The organism is Xenorhabdus kozodoii (assembly GCF_002632875.1).
Lineage (GTDB): Bacteria > Pseudomonadota > Gammaproteobacteria > Enterobacterales > Enterobacteriaceae > Xenorhabdus > Xenorhabdus kozodoii.
This window is the reverse complement of sequence record NZ_NJCX01000008.1, coordinates 54,967-75,113: the sequence shown is the minus strand read 5'-3', so window position 1 is coordinate 75,113 and position 20,147 is coordinate 54,967. Positions and strand designations below refer to the sequence as shown.

Genomic DNA, 20,147 nt, shown 5'->3' with positions numbered 1-20,147 from the left:
CTGAGGTGGTATACCACACCACCATTTCAACTCACGAATAAATAAAGTAGGGTTAAGATAGAGCGTCTTCCATAAGAAGTAAAATCCCATGTAAATCCATTCGCTTTTCAGCATTGTAATTCGTCCAAAGATTTTCTGAAAGTCTGTTCGTTACACCTGTTTCAATATGCCTATTTCAAGGATGTTTATTTATTCCATTAAAACAAAAACCACACCTGATGTGGGTGTGGTTTTTAAAATCAAACTGGATCTGTATTACGACTGAATATAGAAGCTGAATGAAAAGTCATTAAAACTCTTCGTGCTTCACTTCTTCGCCGTTATCTTCAAGATCTGTCACGTAATCCGTTGCAGCGCTACTAAACTCCCCTGTATTATTCAACAGTAAGTCACGTAGTTTCTTATCCAATTCGGATGCAAGTTCTGGGTGTTCTTTCAGATACATAGTGGCATTGGCTTTACCTTGCCCAATTTTTTCACCATTGTAGCTATACCATGCGCCTGCTTTTTCCACCATTTTGTGTTTAACGCCCAGATCGACCAACTCACCAAAAGTGTTAATACCTTCACCATAGAGGATTTGGAACTCGGCCTGTTTAAATGGCGCAGCCACTTTGTTTTTGACCACTTTCACGCGTGTTTCGCTACCAACCACTTCTTCGCCATTTTTCACCGAACCCGTACGGCGAATATCCAAACGGACAGATGCATAGAATTTCAGTGCATTACCACCGGTGGTCGTTTCAGGGTTACCAAACATCACGCCAATTTTCATGCGGATCTGGTTGATGAAGATCAACAGGGTATTTGAGTTTTTCAAATTTCCTGCCAACTTACGCATCGCCTGGCTCATCATACGAGCAGCCAGCCCCATATGGGAGTCGCCAATTTCACCTTCAATTTCTGCTTTTGGTGTCAATGCGGCAACAGAGTCAACAATAATCACGTCAACAGCACCAGAACGTGACAAGGCGTCACAAATTTCCAATGCCTGTTCACCCGTATCAGGCTGAGAACACAACAGATTATCAATATCTACACCCAGTTTTTTCGCATAAACCGGATCAAGAGCATGTTCGGCATCAATAAAAGCACACGTTCTGCCTTCACGCTGGGCGGCGGCAATGACTTGCAACGTCAGTGTGGTCTTACCGGAAGATTCTGGTCCATATATTTCAACAATACGGCCCATTGGCAAACCACCCGCTCCCAATGCAATATCCAGTGACAGGGAACCGGTCGAGATGGTTTCAACATCCATTGAACGGTTCTCACCCAAACGCATGATAGAACCTTTACCAAATTGTTTCTCAATCTGGCCCAGTGCTGCTGCTAGTGCTTTTTGTTTGTTTTCATCGTTAGCCATTGTTTACTCCTTCGCAAGCAATGAAGGGGCTGCCCCACTGCTGATAAACTGTTTTTGATACCAAAGTGCCATATGATTATACTGTATAATCATACAGCATCAAGCTAATTTTTTATGATTTCATCCAACAACGTTTTTAAAGAAAAAATGACGGCTTGTAAGCGCACAGCATTGCGATCGCCTGAAAAATATTGGCGATATGTCACTGTCTGGATGTTGTTATCAACGTAAAAAGCAAACCCAACCCAAACTGTGCCCGTCGGTTTTTCCTCACTTCCCCCCTCCGGCCCGGCAATGCCACTGACAGCAACAGAAACATCTGCCTTAGCAGCGATTAGCGCTCCTGCGGCCATCTCTTTGATGGCCTGCTCACTTACCGCACCAAATTGCGCCAATGATTCAGGCGAAACGCCCAGCATGTCCTGTTTAGCCTCATTACTGTAAGTAACGAAACCCCGATTAAAATAGGCCGAACTTCCCGCAATATCGGTGATCACTTTAGCTATCCAGCCTCCTGTGCAAGACTCTGCACAGGTCACGGATAATTTTTTCTGTTTTAATCTTTTTCCAAGTTCAATACTAAGCTGATTCAGGATTTTTTCATCCATAACAGGCCTTCAATTCTATAAGAAATTAATTTTTCCGAAGCAGATCCCAAATCCACAGCCCCCCAATTGCCAAAGAGAGCGAGATACCAAACCCCATGCCAACAGCAACGACCGAAACCCCCGACATGACAGAGAGCGAATACAGACCGAGCATGACCAGCATAGCACTGTTTTCACCCAAGTTTTGTACAGCAACCGCTTTACCTGCTCCCATCGCATGCTTGCCATGTTCTTGCAATAGTGCATTTAATGGAACGACAAAAAGCCCGCCAAATACCCCAAGGATGATCAGAATTAGGTAGGAAAATAGTATGGATTGCTGAGTGGCAAACAGAATAACCATGAATCCAATTAAGATCCCCGCAGGCATACAGAGACGAACCGTTTTCAATGTGATAAATCGCGCAGCCAAACCTGCTCCAACAATGATACCGATCGCAACGATTGCATTCATCAATGTCGGGGTCGTATTGCCATCAATTCCCAGCACCACAGGAACCCATGCAACTAACAGGAAGCGCAGCGTGATACCCGCACCCCAAAATAGGCTGGTGCCCACCAGTGAAAAACGCGTTTCCTGATCACGCCAAAGTGAAGCACAAACCGCTATAAAATCCACCAACATGCTTTTGGGCTTCCAGCCCTTGCCTTCACGTGCCGCAGCCAGACGAGGTATATAGAAATTAGCGATGACGGCGACACCATACAGTAAGGCACAAAGCCCTAATGCCAGTACCAGATTCACATCAGAAAGGAAACCGCCAGCAACGGAGCCAATCAGGATAGCGGCAATAGTAGAGGCTTCCATCATGCCATTGGCTTTTACCAAACGCCCACCATCGGTCAACTCACCCAAAATCCCATACTTAGCGGGAGAATAAGCGGCAGCCCCAATACCGACTAAGGTATATCCGAGAAAAGGGTTCATATCGATACAAATGCTGATAGCCCCAAGCAATTTAATACCATTAGAAAAGAGCATGACACGCCCTTTTGCAAACCGATCAGCAACTTGCCCCACAAACGGGGCAAGTATGATATAAGTCAGGACAAAAACAACTTGCAGGATCGGCCAACTCCATTCGGGATAAGACTCTGCCTTCAATTGGGCCAGGATGGCAAAAAATAGCGCATTGTCAGCAAATGCGGAGAGAAATTGTGACAACAATACGGCTTTCATTCCGCGGTTTAGTAACGGTTGTGTCTCGACAGTGACATCCATTTCTTTACTCCTGTTCAGCCATTCTTCTGAGTGTGACAAAATCCGGTTTGCCGCTACCAAGCAAAGGCAGTTGCTTCATATAACGAATGTCTCGTGGAACCGACAACTCAGGCATGCCCCATTCACGAGCCACGCCCAACATGGCATTTCGATTTAGATTCACATCTGTTGTGAACAATACCAGCGCTTCGCCTTTGCTTTGGTCACTTCTGGCGGTAGCCGCATGCAGTGCATCCGTAGAAATAGAGGAGGCTATTTGTTCTACCGCTTCAAGGGAAACCATCTCCCCCGCAAGTTTGGCAAACCGTTTTACCCGTCCTTTGATCGTACAGAATCCTTCTTCACAAATAGAGACAATATCTCCGGTATCGTACCAGCCGGCTTGATTATTCCCTTCTGAGTTTTCGGCAGATGGGGGTTCCAAACAATCTGGCGCTTCAACCCGCAGATAGCCTTTCATGATATTTGGCCCACGTAGCTGTAAGCGTCCCCCTTCTTCAATGCCTGGCACCGGCAACAAACGGGCTTCTATGCCCGGTAAGATCCGGCCAACGGTTCCTGTTTTTGCTGACATCGGTACATTGATTGCCACTACCGGCGCACACTCCGTGACCCCATAACCTTCCAGAATACGGATACCAAATTTATCCTGCCAGACACGTTGGGTGTTTTCCGATAGTTTTTCTGCCCCAGATACCACATAGCGCAGGCGGGAAAAATCATAAGGATGGGCAAAACGTGCATAATTGCCCAAGAAAGTTGAAGTTCCGAACAAAACGGTACAATTATTGTCATAAACCAGTTCAGGCACGACACGATAATGTAGTGGATTTGGATAAAGGAATACGCGACTGCCTGTCATTAACGGCGTCAATAACCCCACTGTCAGGCCAAAGGCATGAAACAGCGGTAAGCAAGACATAAAGCGATCCAACGGGGTAAAATCAGCCACCGTTTTTATTTGCTCAACGTTTGCCAATAGGCTGGTATGGCTGTGAACAACACCTTTTGGTGCACCTTCTGAGCCTGATGTAAACAGAATTAATGCATCATCATCCGGTTGTTGCGAAGCCAAAATGGCTTTGGCAGGGAAAATCACATGCCACAATATCCAAAACTTATCTTCCCGCGTAATCGCCTCTTTTAAATCTTCGAGATAGACCCAATTGGCTTCAGTTACCTGTTCTGGCAAATGAGTCAATTGCCCTTTTTCCAGGAATTGGCGGGATGTTACGATCGTTTTGATGGTTGCTGCTTGCATAGCATTCTTAATGCCGCTGCTTCCTGCTGTATAGTTCAAAAGCGCCGGCACGCGCCCTTTTAACGAAGCGCCATAGATGGCCGCCGCCATCACCGTCGCATTTGGCAATAGCAAACCAATTCGTTCACCTTCTTGTGTAAAACGCCCTAAGATCCGACTCATACCTAATATTTTTTTCAGTAATGAGTGATAGCTATCTTCTTTAAAGTTCACATCTTCAATGCAAGGCTTGAAACGGCCAAAGCGTTTTTGCGCAGTAAGGTAAGCGCTGAACAATGTCTCCTTTGGACGTGTTTGCATTCTCACTTCCATCATGATGGCGTGGAGGTGTTCTCCTGCTAAACGGCGGCGAGTTGTTGAATCAGGGGCATCTGGCATGGGCAGATCGACGGCAGGTAAAATCTTGAGCGTGATTTTGGGGAACCAATGCAATTTCATGATCCCTTTTAACCGGCCAAAAATCGTTTGTTCTGCCCCATCAATTCGGATTGGCACGACTTTTGCCCCCGATTTTGCGGCAATAAACGCGGCACCATCATAAATTTTCATCAGGGAGCCAGTCACCGTGATCCTTCCTTCGGGGAAAATCACAATCGGGCGCCCTTTATCCACTTCTTTAACCAATGTCCTAACGGCCATTGGGTTGGTAGGATCGAGAGGCACAAGATCTGCATAAGGCTTAATAAATCTGAGAAAACGGCGAGCCGAAATATTGGAATAGACAGCAAATACAGGCTTTATCGGCAGGAACAATCCTATTAAAAGACCATCCAGAAACGAAATATGATTGGGCGTAATAATGCATTTAGGATGTTGTAATTGTTTGGTATCACCTTCGATTGTCACCCTAAAGAGCACACGAACAAGTAATCGAATAAAATTTAAGAGCATATCCATATCTCAAATATAATTAATAAAATTAAAGTGAGTAAACAGAATGATACTATAAGTTGTACCGGCAATTTGTTATATAAAATTTCCCTGCCAGTGAGAAAATAAACCTAAACCTCCTTGATATATCAAATTGGTCTGTTTTTCTGGTTTAAAACGTAAGATTTAACGCGAAATACGATATCTTCTGTTGCGAGGTTGGCATCAACAATAAAACTGGCGCACTCGCGGTATAACGGCTCCCTTTCAACCAATACTTCTTCCATTTCTTCTATGATGGATTTCCCTGTCAGGCTAGGGCGCTGTGAATTCTCTGGATTGAGGGATAATCGCTTGCCCAAAACTTCGGCGGATGCCTGTAAATAAATCACAATGCCATTTTGTTGCATATACTGGCGATTCTCCAGTGACAACACCATTCCCCCACCGGTTGAAATGACACGTTCACTCTGGCTAACCGCTTTCAACGTTTGGCTTTCTAATTGTCTGAAATGTTCCCAGCCATATTGTTCAACAAGATCAGCTATCGTCATTTTGCTAATAGCCTGGATACTTTCATCGGTGTCAATAAATTTATACGATAGCGCGTCAGACAGCAACTTACCTATTGTCGTCTTCCCTGCTCCTCGTGCACCTACGATGAATAGCGTTTGTTTCATTTCGTTGTTTTCCTGAAGGATATAAGTTTAAGTCTGAAATATAAAGTATAGTAACTAAATATTTACACTCGTGTAAAAAGGTATTTTTGATGGATCAAAAAGTCACACTTAATCTTAAGTGTGACCTGACATAGTTCAACAAAACGCTAATTAAGTCGTATATAGTCAACTGCGCGGCAAATAATCACCATAACCAATCCACTTATACGTTGTCAGTGCATCAAGCCCCATTGGGCCTCTGGAGTGCAATTTCTGGGTACTGACAGCCACTTCAGCTCCCAAGCCAAATTGTCCGCCATCCGTAAAACGCGTGCTGGCATTCACATATACCGCGGCCGAATCCACAAGGCGCACAAAGTCATCAGCTTGCTGCAAAGACGCTGTCAGGATCGCATCGGAATGGGCTGTGCCATAAGTACGAATGTGCTCAATCGCCCGATCGATATCACTGACAATCTCCACATTCATATCCAAAGATAACCATTCATCGCAGTAATCTTCTTCTGTCACTTCGAGTACCGTTGCAGGGCCATCTTTCAGCCATGCCATGGCTGCCCGGCTGGCGTGCAATGTCACCCCTTGCTCTTTCATTTTGCGACTCAAAACGGGCAGAAAATCGGCGGCTATTTTTTCATGTACTAATAATGTTTCCAGTGAATTACAGGCGCTTGGACGCTGGACTTTCGCATTAATAATGATTTCCAGCGCTTTTTCAACATTAACGGTTTCATCCACAAAGGTATGGCAAACACCGATACCGCCAGTAATCACGGGAATCGTCGATTGTTCCCGGCACAATTTATGTAACCCCGCCCCGCCCCTAGGGATCAACATATCGACATAACGATCCATTTTCAGCAACTCAGCCACCAGCTCACGATCAGGTTTATTGATAGCCTGAACCGCCGCAGCCGGCAAACCAGTTTGTTCCAATGCCTGCTGGATAACGTTAACCATCGCTTGGTTTGTATGGTGAGTCTCTTTGCCACCACGCAGTATCACCGCATTGCCGGTTTTCAGGCATAACGAGGCCACATCAATCGTCACATTGGGGCGAGCTTCATAAATCACGCCAATCACGCCTAAAGGAACCCGGCGACGGCTTAATCGTAATCCGTTATCCAATAATTGCCCATCGATGACTTGCCCCACAGGATCAGCCAAGCGGCAGACCTGGCGGACATCATTGGCAATCGCGTTCAACCGTGCTGGTGTCAGCAATAACCGATCGAGTAGCGCTTCATTCATCCCCTGTTCGCGGGCTTGCTGCATGTCTTGCTGGTTGGCATCCAGGATCACGGCCATTTCTGCCTCTAGCAAATCAGCAATGTGATTCAATGCCTGGTTTTTCTGGTTAGTGCTTAACTGCGCCAACTGCCACGATGCCGCTTTGGCGGCTTTTCCCATCTGCTCTAGCATGGTAAATCCTTAACTCACGATCAATTCATTAAATTACGATCAAATCGTCACGGTGGACCGCAACAGCGCCATATTCATAGCCCAATATCTGGCTAATTTGCTGTGAATGATGGCCTGCGATCAGACGTAAAGCATCACTGTTATAACGGCACACGCCATGAGCCAAATCTTTGCCCGATAAGCTACGAATACAAATGACTTCACCACGGGAAAAATCACCTTTAACGTTTTTGATCCCCTTTGGTAACAACGAACTGCCTTTCCCTACAATGGCCGCTTCTGCCCCCTGATCGACAATGATTTCCCCCGCCGGAGGTGCCCCAAAGATCCAACGCTTGCGGTTTTCCATTGGACTGGCCAGACCATGAAAACGTGTCCCAACCGATTTTCCTGCCATGACATCGGCAATAACATCCGGCCTATTACCCGCGGCAACAATGACATCAATGCCAGCACGCCCAGCCACACCTGCCGCCTGAAGTTTGGTTGCCATTCCGCCTGTCCCCAATCCCGAAATACTGTCCCCGGCCATCATTTTCAGCTCATCACTGATATCATGCACTTCAGGGATCAATTTTGCGTCTGGGTTACTGCGCGGATCGGCGGTATAAAGCCCTTCGATGTCGGTCAGAAGCAACAATTTATCTGCGCTGCCCAAAATAGCCGCCAGCGCAGAGAGATTATCATTGTCGCCCACTTTAATCTCGGCGGTTGCAACGGCATCATTTTCATTAATGATGGGAACAATGTGATTATCAAGCAAAGCCTGAAGCGTATCTCTGGCATTCAGGAAGCGTTCACGATCTTCCAAATCTGCACGAGTCAGGAGCATTTGCCCAACATGAATGCCATAAATAGAGAAAAGCTGCTCCCACAATTGGATCAGACGGCTTTGCCCAACGGCGGCCAGCAATTGTTTTGATGCAATCGTCGCCGGAAGATCAGGATAGCCTAAATGCTCACGACCAGCGGCAATTGCACCAGAAGTGACAATAATAATGCGGTGGCCTTTTTCATGCTGTTGAGCACATTGACGAACCAGTTCCACGATGTGGGCACGATTCAAACGACGAGAGCCACCAGTCAATACACTCGTCCCCAGTTTCACAACCAATGTTTGGCTGCCATTCATCATATTTCTGCCATTACAATTAATTTGAAAAAAAATGGTGTTCAGTTTTAACAGGAGAGAGGCGTTATGCCAACTGACATAACGCAAAATTTAACAAAAGCAGGTTAAAAACAGGATCATGCCATCACTTGCGTTTGAAGGGGGACAGTATTCTCTGATGGGATCAAGGTCAGTTTCAGTGCCTCAAAAGCGCCAACCAAACGTTTGTGGAATGCCTGTAAGGTTGATTCAAGGTGCTCAAGATCGGCCTTTTTTTTGATCCCCATGGCACGCCACTCGCCATGTTTGTCAAATAAGCCTATCTGATAATGATAAACAAAGCCTTGCTCCTGCTCTTCCAACTCTAACCACCATCCCCAAAATTCACGTTTTTCTGGTGCCACTTTTGCACTGACACAAACGGCTAAACAGTCAAAGAAAAAATAACCATTTTGGCACTTTAATTCACGTACATACGGCCCTAATGCAGAAAAACTCTTCAACAACCTATTTTTAGAATAACTTGCAGGTAAAGTCATACAAAGGTCTCCTTATATACAGGACACCTTTGTATCAAACGATTAAAAAATATCAAGTAATAAATTTTGTTTTATAAAACTTTATCTTTCAACCATACACTTATTTCGTGTAATGCCTTATTGAAACCACTATAAACCGCGGTAGCAGGAATAGCCCGCAATGAACCGTCCATGGACGACATGGCAATCAGTTTCGAGTCTTTCCTTGGGCTGAAAATATCATCTTCCCAATACACCGAAAACATAGGCACAGCGCAACGACGCCCCAATAGCCCTTGTTTTTTTAATGAGTAACAATTCAGCTCTGAACGCAATCTCTTTTCATCAACGTGATAGATACCCAAGCGACTGGCCAATACGTCAATATACATTGACGGAATTTTCTGCTGTAATTTTTCATCATGCAGTAATTCATGAACTATTGGGCCGAGTACCGATACTCCCTTAATCAGTTTGGGTTCCAGATAAGCAAGCCGAACCGCGATATTTGCACCAAAACGAAAACCAAATACTCCAACACGGGTATGATCAATCCACGGCACGCGATTTAGCTGTTGTAAAACTTGTTGATGAAGTGCGCATGTATCCTGCGTTAAAGTAAATTTGGCGGAATAACCAACAGAAGGCATATCCACCGTCAACATGGCAAAACCAAGAGGTAAGAAGTATTCACGGAATAACCGCCAGCAATCACTTTGGACATTATCAAGGCTGGCGCAAACTAATATCGTCGGACAAGGTCCCTGTACATGGGTAGGTAGGTGCAATAACCCGGTTACGCTTTTGCCCCCGTCCAACTGAAACTCCAGTTTTCTTAATTCATACTCATCAGAAAAACGCGCTGCATTTTCATAGGCTTTATTCGCCAGCGCAATGGCCTGATCTGCCAGTTCATCACCGCGTAAATGAGGATAAGCCGCGATGCTGTATAGTGTTGCCGCCTTTAACCAATATGCACCGGCTTTTTCTGTATCCTCAGTATGCAATGCTTGCTGCTGCCAGTGCATTGCCTGTTGGGACCACTCAAATGCCCAGTTTCCTTTGCGATAGCCGACCACAGTATCCAACAAATGTTCGCTACTGCGTTCGGCATCTGTGACGGCAATCCGACTGAGGACATCCTGAATTTCAAGCGGATTGACTCCCCTCCAGATCCAAGCGAGCCAATGGATCATGCGATACCAACGCTCGCGGCGCTCCCCACCAAGCATACTATCACTGGCAGTGATAGATTGTGGGCGAATATATTTCACCAGTGTCGAGGTTTCACGATGTTTAACCCGAGGCTTAAACAACGATTCTGAAAGGTTTTTTTTCGTCATAACAAAAGAAAAATTTTACCGTTTATCGCAAACAGGTGGAACAAACATGACACCCATATCCCAAGGCTGCTCAATCCATGTATTTTGGGGAATATCAATAACATAATCATCTACAAGGGGGCGGCCGGCGGGTTTGGCAAAAATCGTCACAAAGTGGGCTTTCGGATACATTTCACGGATTGCCTGAGCCGTGCCTCCGGTATCAACCAGATCATCAACAACAATGAACCCTTCACCGTCACCTTCCGCTTTTTTCAATATGTTCAACTCGCGCTGATTATCATGATCATAGCTGGAAATGCAGACAGTATCGACATGGCGAATGCCCAATTCACGAGCCAGTAACGCTCCCGGAACAAGACCACCACGGCTAACGGCAATAATGCCTTTCCACTGTTCTACAGGGAGTAAACGTTGCGCCAATTGACGGGCATGTATTTGCAACATATCCCACGTTACAACATATTTTTCACTCATAAAATTAGATCCTGGAAACTAAAGAATATTTCAGAAAAGCGTTTTTTGCGGAAAAAAGGTTGCGCGAGATTATAGTGACTTGAACCGACAAAAACCAGTAAAAACAAGGTAAGCCCCCATTCTCACTGCCCACGGCTGGCAATAAAATGATATTCTCCAGCATAGCAGGGATATCAGATAACAAAAACGCCCTAACTACCCTTTCTTCTCATCAAGATACCGTTACAGGAGATCCGCCGTGTCCGAATTATCAACACTCTCCCCGCAACCCTTGTGGGATATTTTTGCCCAAATCTGTTCCATCCCCCATCCTTCCTATCATGAAGAAGCGCTCGTATCCCATATCATTGAGTGGGCAAAAAGCAAAGAGTTCCATGCAGAACGGGATGAAGTGGGCAACATTTTGATCAGAAAGCCAGCCTCAAAAGGCATGGAAAATCGCCAAGCCGTTGTCCTTCAAGCACACCTTGATATGGTTCCACAAAAAAATAACGATACCCAACACGACTTCACCAAAGATCCTATCCGCCCCTATATCGACGGCGATTGGATTACGGCTGAGGGTACAACGTTGGGCGCTGATAACGGGATTGGCATGGCTTCCGCTCTGGCGGTATTAGCGGACGAAACCGTTAAGCACGGCCCACTGGAAGTTTTACTGACCATGACTGAAGAAGCCGGAATGGATGGCGCATTCGGCCTGAAACCCAACTGGCTACAAGCCGATATTCTGATCAATACCGATTCAGAAGAAGAAGGCGAAATTTATATGGGATGTGCGGGTGGCATTGATTTTTCCACCCTCTTGCAACTGTCCCGTGAAGCTCTGCCCGCTAACTATAAAACGCTGCAACTGACTCTTAAGGGATTAAAAGGGGGTCACTCAGGGGGCGATATTCATCTGGGATTGGGGAACGCCAACAAATTACTGGCGCGTTTCCTGGCTGCATATGCAAATGAATTGGAACTGAAATTAATTCATTTGCAAGGTGGAACTCTGCGCAATGCCATTCCCCGTGAAGGCTCTACCGTGATTGCGGTGCCTGCCGATAAAGTTGAAAAACTGTATCAATTGACCGAGGGCTATCTGGAAACATTAAAAAACGAATACGCCGTCGTTGAAAATAACCTCACTCTTTTGTTGGATGAAACCGATACCTCATCACAAGCGTTAACAACGGATTGCCAGACGCGCTTCATCGCCATGCTCAATAGCATGCCTAATGGCGTTATTCGTATGAGCGATGTTGCCAAAGGGGTTGTAGAAACCTCGCTGAACGTAGGCGTTGTGACAATGAATGAAGAAAAAGCGGAAATTGTTTGCTTGATCCGTTCACTGATCGAAAGTGGCAAAGATTATGTTGCTGGGATGCTGCATTCCCTGGCAAAACTTGCTGGGGCAGAAACGGTGGCAAGTGGTAGCTATCCGGGCTGGCAACCGGATGCCAATTCTCCCATCATGCATTTAGTCCGTGAAACTTATCATCAACTCTTCGACAAGACGCCAAATATCATGGTGATCCATGCCGGTTTAGAGTGTGGCCTATTTAAAAAACCGTATCCTGATATGGACATGGTTTCTATCGGCCCAACCATTCGAGGCGCTCACTCCCCTGATGAGAAAGTTCACATTAAGAGTGTCGGTCAATATTGGCAACTCCTCACTGCAATTCTAAAAGCTATTCCAGTGAAAAAATAACCGAATCTCCCCTGCCATCTGTTCGTGGGGGAGATTTCGCGCTTTGCAGTTTACCACTCCAATAAAAGCTGGCGTTCCAGTTGTGGGTTTTGTAATGTCACATGTAGCCCAACTAGCCTGACTCCTCGCCCTCCCCTGCGTGTTTCCCAGGCCTGTTTTGCGACCTGAATCAGATCGCGTTTATCCAATATAGGGTGGAGATGTTCCTGTGTCGTCAATTGGAAATCATCGAATTTTAATTTGATACCTTGACGGGCAATACGGAGATCAGGTTTGACTTTTTCTAGCCGTTTTCTCAGCTCAGGATAAAGTTTTTCAATCAGTTCAACACACTCATGCCATTCATGGATATCCTGTGCCAACGTTTTTTCCACCCCAACAGATTTACGCAAGCGCTCTGGCGTGATTTGCCGTTCGTCAATGCCGTGGCTACGTTCCCAAAGCGTCAAACCGAACTTACCTAACCGTTTTATTAAGGCCAGCTTATCGTAATGTTGCACATCAAAGCAGGTTTCTAACCCCATGTCCGACAGACGCTTAGCCGTGACTTTTCCGACCCCAGGAATTTTGCGTAATACCAGAGAATTCACAAAAGTTTCAACCTGTTCAGGGGAGATGACATATTGTCCATTGGGTTTATTGATATCAGAGGCTATCTTGGCTAAAAACCTGACTGGTGCCACCCCCGCAGAGGCCGTTAACTGCAACTCATCAAAAATGACCTGACGAATTTCTTGAGCAATCAATGTGGCAGAGCCGTGACAATAATGGCAATCCGTCACATCCAGATAGGCTTCATCGAAAGAAAGCGGTTCAATCAATTCAGTGTAACGGGAAAAAATTTGGCGGAGATGTTGGGACACTGCTTTATAATGCGCCATTCTGCCAGGGATAACTTTCAATTGAGGGCAAAGTTTTAATGCCATGGCAGTGGACATCGCACTATGCACCCCGAAACGGCGGGCGGGATAATTTGCGGTACAAATAACCCCCCTTCGATCAGCACTTCCCCCAACAGCAATGGGAATATTGCGCAGTGATGGATTATCCCGCATTTCAATGGCGGCAAAAAAGCAGTCCATATCAATATGAATAATTTTGCGCATCCGATCTCTCCCAGGCTAAATTACTGTATAAATATACAGAAAGAGATCTGGAAACTCTAGTGAATTTTTCAGTAAAACTTCTTCGAATTCACCTTCAACGCGCTGCGATAGGGTTATAGACAAGCCCATTATTTTACATGGAATTCGTCATCGGTGAGAAAAATAATTTCCATATTGAAATCATTTTATTGCAGCGTTATAGCTCTTATGATATGAGAAAAATGACATTAAAAATAAAAACCATTAATTAATAATTGGTTATACTATATATTTATTCATGAAAAATGAACTAGAATTCAGTTTTGAATGGTATTTTTTAGCGACATAAAGAAATTAATTTCAAAATAGAAATCATTTTTCTGTGGTGTTATAGTCTTCATCATATGTTTATATTATGGGATGAATAACAGTGAAAAAATCAGAAAATATACTAACTAATCGTTACTTAGATCAGGGCGTTTCACCTGACCAAAAAAGTGAACTCGGATTCAAGCTGGTTCTGATCCTGGGCATGTTGAGTGCTATTGGCGCTCTTTCAACCGACATGTACCTCCCTTTGTTCCCCGCCATGTCACACGCACTCGCCACAACTCAGGCGGGTATTCAATTGAGTTTAACCTCATTTATGGCGGGTCTCGCGATTGGGCAATTAATCATTGGTCCTTGGTCGGATGTCATTGGCAGGAGAAAACTTCTGTTAGGCGGCATGATCTTGCTGACTGTGGCATCAGTTGCCTGTTCATTCTCTTCAAATATTGAGATGTTAATCATTAGCCGCTTTTTTCAAGGTGCTGGTGGAGCCTCAGGCATCGTCCTAACACGAGCCATTGTTTCCGACCTCAGTTTTGGTAATAAAACCGCCTACTATTTCAACCTGATGCTGGCAATACAAGGTGCGGCACCGATCATTGCGCCATTGATGGGCGGCGTTGCCGCTTATTTCCCGTGGCCGATTGTATTTGTCTTTATGGCAGTGACTTCACTGATCATTACCATCTTAACGTTCATTTATGTGCCGGAAAGTTTGCCGAGCCAATCCGCATCGGGTAGGAGTAAGGGCAGTTTGGTTAAGCCATTTTTAAAACTGTTTAAAAACAGAGCCTATGTGGGATATACATTCGTATTCTCCTCCACTTTTGGGGCACTGTTTGCCTATATTTCAGCATCCCCTTTTATCTACCAGTCCATGTTTAAATTCACCCCCGGATTTTTTTCCATTGTGTTTGCGATTAATGCCGGAATTATGATGTTCAGCAGCATACTGAGTGCCCGGTGGGTTGAGAAGATCGGAGCCAAAGCGCTGGTCATCATTGGTGTTGTAACCACCTTTGTCTTATCTTGTCTGCTACTGGTTGTAAACTACCTCACCATCTATCAGCTTGAGTTAACAACAGTAATTTTCATGCTGCTTATGTTTACGATGGCGTTAATTTTTGGCAATGCTGCGAGTTTAGCACTAACAGCCGTTCCTGATGTCAGAGGGGCTGGCTCTGCTGTCCTCGGTGCTCTTCAGTTTGGTGTGGCTTCTTTGACCGCATTTTTAACCGGTCTTGGCAAATCTGTGTCTTTGTTTCCTATATCTGTTGTATTAATCGGATGTGGGATTGTTACCCTATTATCCCTGATGTTAGTCCGTGTAAGGAGATAAATGAAATGAGAAGTCATGAACAAAACACGATTGAAATTCGGGGTGCGAAGCAAAATAATCTTAAAGGAATTGATTTACATATTCCTAAGAATGTCATCACTGTGTTCACCGGTGTTTCTGGTTCAGGTAAAAGCTCTCTTGTATTCGGTACAATTGCCGCGGAATCCCAAAGACAACTCAATGATACTTTCCCGCCTTATATCCGGCATCGGCTGCCGTACTATGGCCGGCCTGATGTCGATGAGATAAATAACCTTACCACCGCCATTATTATTAACCAAAAACGGATTGGGGAAAATGTACGCTCAACGGTGGGGACGGCATCAGATATTTACACTTTGTTGCGCCTGCTGTTTTCCCGGATCGGTAAACCCTTTGTTGGGTATTCCAACGTCTTCTCCTTCAACCACCCATCAGGTATGTGTCCCAATTGTCAAGGGCTGGGCATTGCCAGTACGATAGATGTCAAAAAACTTCTGCATGAAGACAAGTCTCTGAATGAAGGGGCAATTGCCTATCCCTCATTTGCGCCAGGAACCTGGCGGTGGCGCCGGTATGTACATTCTGGTTTATTTGATAATAATAAGAAAATCGCTGATTACTCGGCAGAAGAACGCCAGCTTTTACTTTACGCGGATAATATCGCGCCGGCGGCGCCATCACCCGACTGGCCTAAATCAGCTCGATTTGAAGGGATCATTCCCAGATTCACGCGCAGTTATCTTGTGAAAGACCATAAAGAGTACAAAAGTGAAGAATTTCAGGATATTGTTTCAATGAAACAGTGTTCCGTCTGCCATGGACAAAGGCTTAACAAACAGATCCTGTCATGCTTAATTCAGGGCAAAAGTATCGGCGATTGTGTCGATATGCCGATTATAGAACTGAGCCAGTTTATAACTACACTGTCTGATCCGTCAGTGAGCACGCTCATTGATGCCTTAAAAGAACGTTTAACATCAATGTGCTCTGTCGGTTTAGGGTATCTAAATCTTAACCGCTCAACGACGACATTATCCGGTGGAGAGTCACAACGATTAAAAATGGTGCGGCACTTAGGCAGCAGTCTCACCGGGATGACGTATATCATTGATGAACCCAGCACCGGGTTACATCCGGCCGATATTGCCAAACTTAATACACTGATCCAGCAATTACGTGACAAGGGCAACACTATCTTGATGGTCGAACATGACCTGGATGTCATTAAAATCGCAGATCATGTCATTGATTTAGGTCCCTGCGCAGGCGATAACGGTGGGACGATTACTTATCAGGGCGATCTGAATGGGTTACGCGCTTCGGAAACCTTAACAGGAAAATACCTGTCCCAAACAACCCGCCTTAATCGAAATCCCAAAAAACCGCTTGGATATATCCCTGTCAGGAACGCAACACTGCATAATCTGAAAGATATCTCTATCGATATCCCACTGGGAATCATGCTTACTGTCAGTGGCGTAGCCGGCTCCGGAAAAAGTTCCTTAATTATGGGAGAGGTTGTCCCTCAATGTACCAATGCTGTTGTTATCGACCAAAAACCCATCCATACCTCGAAACGCTCGCATATTGCATCGTGGAGCGGTGTTTTTGATCACATCCGGGAGCGCTTTGCGCTGGCTAATGATGTGGATAAATCGTGGTTTTCGCCAAATGCGAAGGGAGGATGTCCTGAGTGTAAAGGGTTAGGCGTGATTGAAACCGATTTGGCTTTTATGGATTCGATATCTTTGCCTTGTGAAGCGTGTCAGGGGCAAAAATTCAATCAAAAAGCCTTAAATTATAAATATAAAGGAAAAACGATTGTTGATCTCATGAATATGAGTATTACCCAAGCGGCAAACTTTTTTGCGGGAGACCCCCAGATCCAGCCCACATTAGAGAATATTCGGCATGTCGGGTTAGGTTATATGCGCCTCGGTGAATCGCTTGATCACTTGTCCGGCGGGGAGTGCCAAAGACTGAAACTGGCATCTTATCTTAACAATAAAGGTGACGTATATGTCTTTGACGAACCGACAACCGGGCTTCATCCTTCTGATGTGGCGGTACTTATTAGGTTGTTTCGCCGCCTTGTCGAACAGGGAAACTCTGTCGTGATCATTGAACACAATATAGAAGTGATTGCAGAAGCGGACTGGATTATTGATTTAGGTGAAGGCGCAGGGACGGAGGGTGGCCGGGTGATGTTCAACGGCACACCACAAGCCATGTTTGAAGAGGGTAACTCATTAACCGCTGATTATTTGCGTCAGCATGTCACTAAATAAAACCAGCAAAAATAAAGAGCCAAATTAGTTAAGCGGGACAATCAAGTGTATTCTTCAACAGGTTACATCGGTTGTCCCAACAAGATTCTACGATATGTTATTCCATAACATATTAATTTTTACAATACTTTATCTGCATATCCCATAGCGTTATCAATCATCCAATGATAAATGGGAAATGCATCCGTCGTTAAAAAAGATTCGTTATGAAACTGTATTGATGCCACATTATTAGATTTCAATGCAATAATTTCGTGATTACCTAATCGTTCAAGGTAAACCAATCGATTGTATTTTGGTGTAAACCAATGTGGTAATTTGTGCATCGCGGCAAAACTATTATAAAACCCGACATGACTGGTTATCTGTTCAATGGCTATTTTATATTGCGTTCCTTGCCGTGTTTTCGGAAGCCGTTTGATGGGCAAACCAAATTCAGCACAAATGAGTTGATGCCCCAAACAGGTTCCAATTAGTGGTAGATTCTGTTTTAAACGATTTGTAATCAGCGATCGTCCCATTGCCATCTTGTCATGACTTACAGCATTTGGATCGCCGGGTCCCGGACCAATAAACAGAATATCTGTTTTACCTGAATCCATTAATTGCGGCAAACACGCACCAGACTCAGACCATGAAACGATCGTCACATGATAGCCAATATAACGTAACTGGCAGGCAATCATCTCCGTAAATGAGTCTTCCATATCAATAAGCGTAATGGAGGGAAGAAAATGGGGCGCCGAGACTCTTTTTTGAGAATTTCCTAACCAGAAAGACGAAACTTTATGATTACGCTGCTGTAATATCGCAGTGATATTACTCAACATATGTTCAGGTAATTGGGCATTATTGGTTAAATTAATGTCCTTTTTCTCATCAAAAAAAGAACTCATTAAACCACTCAATTTTGCCTTGGTCTCTTCAGCTTCATTTTCCGGCGTTGAATCATGAACAATTGTTGCCCCTGAAGTCAATCGGAAATGCCCGCTTTTTGTAATATCAGCCGCTCGGATTAATATAGTGGAATCCAGATAGCGTTGGTTATTCTTAACACCAATCATTCCGATAACACCACTGTAATAACCACGACCACGGTTTTCCCTACGCTTAATGACCTGAGACGCATTTTGTACCGGGCTTCCGGTAACGGTTGGTGCAAACAAGGACTCTTTCAGGATAGTTTGAATAGTCTGTGATGTTGAACCTCGGATAAAATATTCCGTATGTGCAACCTGAGACATCATCTTTAATTGAGGTCCAATCACCGTAATATCACTGTCACATATACGACTCATCATTTTCAGTTCTTCATCAACGACCATAAAGAGTTCATTCTGTTCCTTTTGGTCGTTAACAAAGTGGTACAAAGCCTGTTCTATCTCTTTTTCTGGATATTTTAACGTGCCACTTATTGGGTTCATGGAAACATCTTTACCGTCCACCAGGATATGTTGCTCCGGGCTGCTACCGACAAAATAGCGGTCGCCGGTATAAACAACCCATGTCCAATAAGAGCCACATTCGTTTATCAGTAATTGATTAAATAGAGAGAGCACATCTTCCAGTGAAAAGTCTTCAATATCGCCTTCCAGACTTCTGGATATAACAAAATTACTGCCTTCGCCGGCACTAATTTCATCGTTGATCACCTGTTCCACTATCAGGCTGTAAGCCTTGTCTGTGATATCGAAATGTATATTAGCTGCTTTTATTGGCTTACCACTCTTAATAAATCCCCAGTTATTTATTTGATAACGAACTTGTTTTTCGATATTCATCACAATAACAGGTTCGTTGTCGTTATGGCATGCGAATCCCTTTTCAGCAATCTGATTGAATGGAATGATAATTAATTGAGAAGCGCTCAGTTCTTCAGGCGATGTTATATCCACTGTACCGACACGGCCTGATTTCAGTGAAAGAGTGGGTTCCAGTGAAACGGGTGCTAGCGCTGAAAGTGAACGGCTGTATTTTATTTCCCCCTCAAGTAATAAAAAAGAGTCTTTAGCATCGGATAATGGGCGATAAATACATGCAAAAGGTTTATTCGCCTTCACTAAATGGCTAAAGAGATTATTCGCATCCTCTGATTGCAACTCTCCCTGTGGTAATTCGTTCAACAACATCATTCCCCCTTAAAATCTGTCTTATCAGGTTTTTTGATCTCCCTGACGTATTATGTTCTCAGATTTGTAATGACTTGCTCCGTCGACGCCACTACAGCACAGATTTCTGCTGCCATCCTCAACGCCAGATGGTGTTTTTCCTCTGAAAAATCCGCCACCGCATCGGATACAAAGAAGGTTTCGATATCATGTGAATAAGCATCAATCGCGGTCGTCAGACAGCCTATATGAGCATATACCCCACAAATGATCAGTTGATCACGGTTCAAATCCCTTAAACGGTGTAGCAGATTAGATTTAAAGAATGCACTGTAACGCCACTTAGGCGCTGTCGTCATGAAATTTTCAACCAAAGAACAAGGCAACGGATTTGCACTGCGGCAAGAAAAGACGCGCTATTTTTGGCATAGCGTGTGGCTA

At 44.6% G+C, this 20,147-nt stretch carries 15 protein-coding genes and 2 pseudogenes; 3 read left to right on the top strand and 14 right to left on the bottom strand.

Features of this window, described 5'->3' with window-relative positions:
* Positions 1-289 precede the first annotated feature (289 nt).
* From recA to gpt, 10 genes are all read right to left on the bottom strand, one after another.
* Positions 290-1,366, bottom strand: a complete 1,077-nt coding sequence (gene recA / locus Xkoz_RS06920) for a recombinase RecA (RefSeq protein ID WP_099141475.1) — start codon at positions 1,364-1,366, stop codon at positions 290-292.
* 104 nt (positions 1,367-1,470) lie between these two features.
* A complete protein-coding gene (pncC, locus tag Xkoz_RS06915) occupies positions 1,471-1,974 on the bottom strand; it encodes a nicotinamide-nucleotide amidase (protein ID WP_099141474.1) in 504 nt (167 codons plus the stop codon).
* A 25-nt stretch (positions 1,975-1,999) separates the two neighbouring features.
* Positions 2,000-3,196: a lysophospholipid transporter LplT gene (gene lplT / locus Xkoz_RS06910; RefSeq protein ID WP_099141473.1), complete on the bottom strand. Its 1,197-nt coding sequence runs from the start codon at positions 3,194-3,196 to the stop codon at positions 2,000-2,002.
* Between the two features lie 4 nt (positions 3,197-3,200).
* Positions 3,201-5,348 (bottom strand): bifunctional acyl-ACP--phospholipid O-acyltransferase/long-chain-fatty-acid--ACP ligase, encoded by a 2,148-nt coding sequence (gene aas / locus Xkoz_RS06905; RefSeq protein WP_099141472.1) that lies wholly within the window; start codon positions 5,346-5,348, stop codon positions 3,201-3,203.
* Between the two features lie 128 nt (positions 5,349-5,476).
* Positions 5,477-6,007 carry a shikimate kinase AroL gene (gene aroL, locus Xkoz_RS06900; protein WP_099141471.1) on the bottom strand — a complete coding sequence of 177 codons (531 nt, stop codon included), beginning with the start codon at positions 6,005-6,007 and terminating at the stop codon, positions 5,477-5,479.
* A 165-nt stretch (positions 6,008-6,172) separates the two neighbouring features.
* Positions 6,173-7,426, bottom strand: a complete 1,254-nt coding sequence (proA, locus tag Xkoz_RS06895) for a glutamate-5-semialdehyde dehydrogenase (RefSeq protein WP_099141470.1) — start codon at positions 7,424-7,426, stop codon at positions 6,173-6,175.
* A gap of 28 nt (positions 7,427-7,454) precedes the next feature.
* Positions 7,455-8,558, bottom strand: coding sequence for a glutamate 5-kinase (gene proB / locus Xkoz_RS06890; RefSeq protein ID WP_479688404.1), 1,104 nt, complete (start codon positions 8,556-8,558; stop codon positions 7,455-7,457).
* 116 nt (positions 8,559-8,674) lie between these two features.
* A complete protein-coding gene (gene crl, locus Xkoz_RS06885) occupies positions 8,675-9,076 on the bottom strand; it encodes a sigma factor-binding protein Crl (RefSeq protein WP_099141468.1) in 402 nt (133 codons plus the stop codon).
* Between the two features lie 71 nt (positions 9,077-9,147).
* Positions 9,148-10,398: an esterase FrsA gene (gene frsA, locus Xkoz_RS06880; RefSeq protein WP_099141467.1), complete on the bottom strand. Its 1,251-nt coding sequence runs from the start codon at positions 10,396-10,398 to the stop codon at positions 9,148-9,150.
* 15 nt (positions 10,399-10,413) lie between these two features.
* Positions 10,414-10,875 carry a xanthine phosphoribosyltransferase gene (gene gpt / locus Xkoz_RS06875; protein WP_099141466.1) on the bottom strand — a complete coding sequence of 154 codons (462 nt, stop codon included), beginning with the start codon at positions 10,873-10,875 and terminating at the stop codon, positions 10,414-10,416.
* Between the two features lie 238 nt (positions 10,876-11,113).
* Between gpt and pepD the strand changes: the two genes are divergently transcribed.
* Positions 11,114-12,574, top strand: coding sequence for a beta-Ala-His dipeptidase (pepD, locus tag Xkoz_RS06870; protein ID WP_099141465.1), 1,461 nt, complete (start codon positions 11,114-11,116; stop codon positions 12,572-12,574).
* A 50-nt stretch (positions 12,575-12,624) separates the two neighbouring features.
* On the opposite strand, the gene dinB is transcribed toward pepD, so the two are convergent.
* Positions 12,625-13,680, bottom strand: coding sequence for a DNA polymerase IV (gene dinB, locus Xkoz_RS06865; protein WP_099141464.1), 1,056 nt, complete (start codon positions 13,678-13,680; stop codon positions 12,625-12,627).
* Between the two features lie 409 nt (positions 13,681-14,089).
* On the opposite strand from dinB, the gene Xkoz_RS06860 reads away from it, so the two are divergent.
* Together Xkoz_RS06860 and Xkoz_RS06855 are read left to right on the top strand one after the other, a co-directional pair.
* On the top strand, positions 14,090-15,328 hold the full coding sequence (locus Xkoz_RS06860) for a multidrug effflux MFS transporter (RefSeq protein ID WP_099141463.1): 1,239 nt from the start codon (positions 14,090-14,092) through the stop codon (positions 15,326-15,328).
* 5 nt (positions 15,329-15,333) lie between these two features.
* Positions 15,334-17,598, top strand: coding sequence for an ATP-binding cassette domain-containing protein (locus tag Xkoz_RS06855; protein ID WP_099141462.1), 2,265 nt, complete (start codon positions 15,334-15,336; stop codon positions 17,596-17,598).
* Between the two features lie 119 nt (positions 17,599-17,717).
* On the opposite strand, the gene Xkoz_RS06850 is transcribed toward Xkoz_RS06855, so the two are convergent.
* From Xkoz_RS06850 to Xkoz_RS06840, 3 genes and pseudogenes are all read right to left on the bottom strand, one after another.
* Positions 17,718-19,727, bottom strand: coding sequence for a chorismate-binding protein (locus tag Xkoz_RS06850; RefSeq protein ID WP_099141461.1), 2,010 nt, complete (start codon positions 19,725-19,727; stop codon positions 17,718-17,720).
* A 50-nt stretch (positions 19,728-19,777) separates the two neighbouring features.
* Positions 19,778-20,062 (bottom strand): annotated as a pseudogene (locus Xkoz_RS06845) (isochorismatase family protein); the annotation flags it as partial.
* Positions 20,062-20,147: pseudogene (locus Xkoz_RS06840) on the bottom strand (IS5/IS1182 family transposase); the annotation flags it as partial. The pseudogenes Xkoz_RS06840 and Xkoz_RS06845, both read right to left, overlap by 1 nt.

Excerpts from the sequence above, each read along its gene's own strand:
- proB (WP_479688404.1), bottom strand. The coding sequence starts at position 8,558 with ATGAATGGCAGCCAAACATTGGTTGTGAAACTGGGGACGAGTGTATTG.
- pncC (WP_099141474.1), bottom strand. The coding sequence starts at position 1,974 with ATGGATGAAAAAATCCTGAATCAGCTTAGTATTGAACTTGGAAAAAGA.
- proA (WP_099141470.1), bottom strand. The coding sequence starts at position 7,426 with ATGCTAGAGCAGATGGGAAAAGCCGCCAAAGCGGCATCGTGGCAGTTG.
- Xkoz_RS06850 (WP_099141461.1), bottom strand. The coding sequence starts at position 19,727 with ATGTTGTTGAACGAATTACCACAGGGAGAGTTGCAATCAGAGGATGCG.
- dinB (WP_099141464.1), bottom strand. The coding sequence starts at position 13,680 with ATGCGCAAAATTATTCATATTGATATGGACTGCTTTTTTGCCGCCATT.
- crl (WP_099141468.1), bottom strand. The coding sequence starts at position 9,076 with ATGACTTTACCTGCAAGTTATTCTAAAAATAGGTTGTTGAAGAGTTTT.
- aas (WP_099141472.1), bottom strand. The coding sequence starts at position 5,348 with ATGCTCTTAAATTTTATTCGATTACTTGTTCGTGTGCTCTTTAGGGTG.
- Xkoz_RS06855 (WP_099141462.1), top strand. The coding sequence starts at position 15,334 with ATGAGAAGTCATGAACAAAACACGATTGAAATTCGGGGTGCGAAGCAA.
- aroL (WP_099141471.1), bottom strand. The coding sequence starts at position 6,007 with ATGAAACAAACGCTATTCATCGTAGGTGCACGAGGAGCAGGGAAGACG.
- lplT (WP_099141473.1), bottom strand. The coding sequence starts at position 3,196 with ATGGATGTCACTGTCGAGACACAACCGTTACTAAACCGCGGAATGAAA.
- recA (WP_099141475.1), bottom strand. The coding sequence starts at position 1,366 with ATGGCTAACGATGAAAACAAACAAAAAGCACTAGCAGCAGCACTGGGC.
- frsA (WP_099141467.1), bottom strand. The coding sequence starts at position 10,398 with ATGACGAAAAAAAACCTTTCAGAATCGTTGTTTAAGCCTCGGGTTAAA.
- gpt (WP_099141466.1), bottom strand. The coding sequence starts at position 10,875 with ATGAGTGAAAAATATGTTGTAACGTGGGATATGTTGCAAATACATGCC.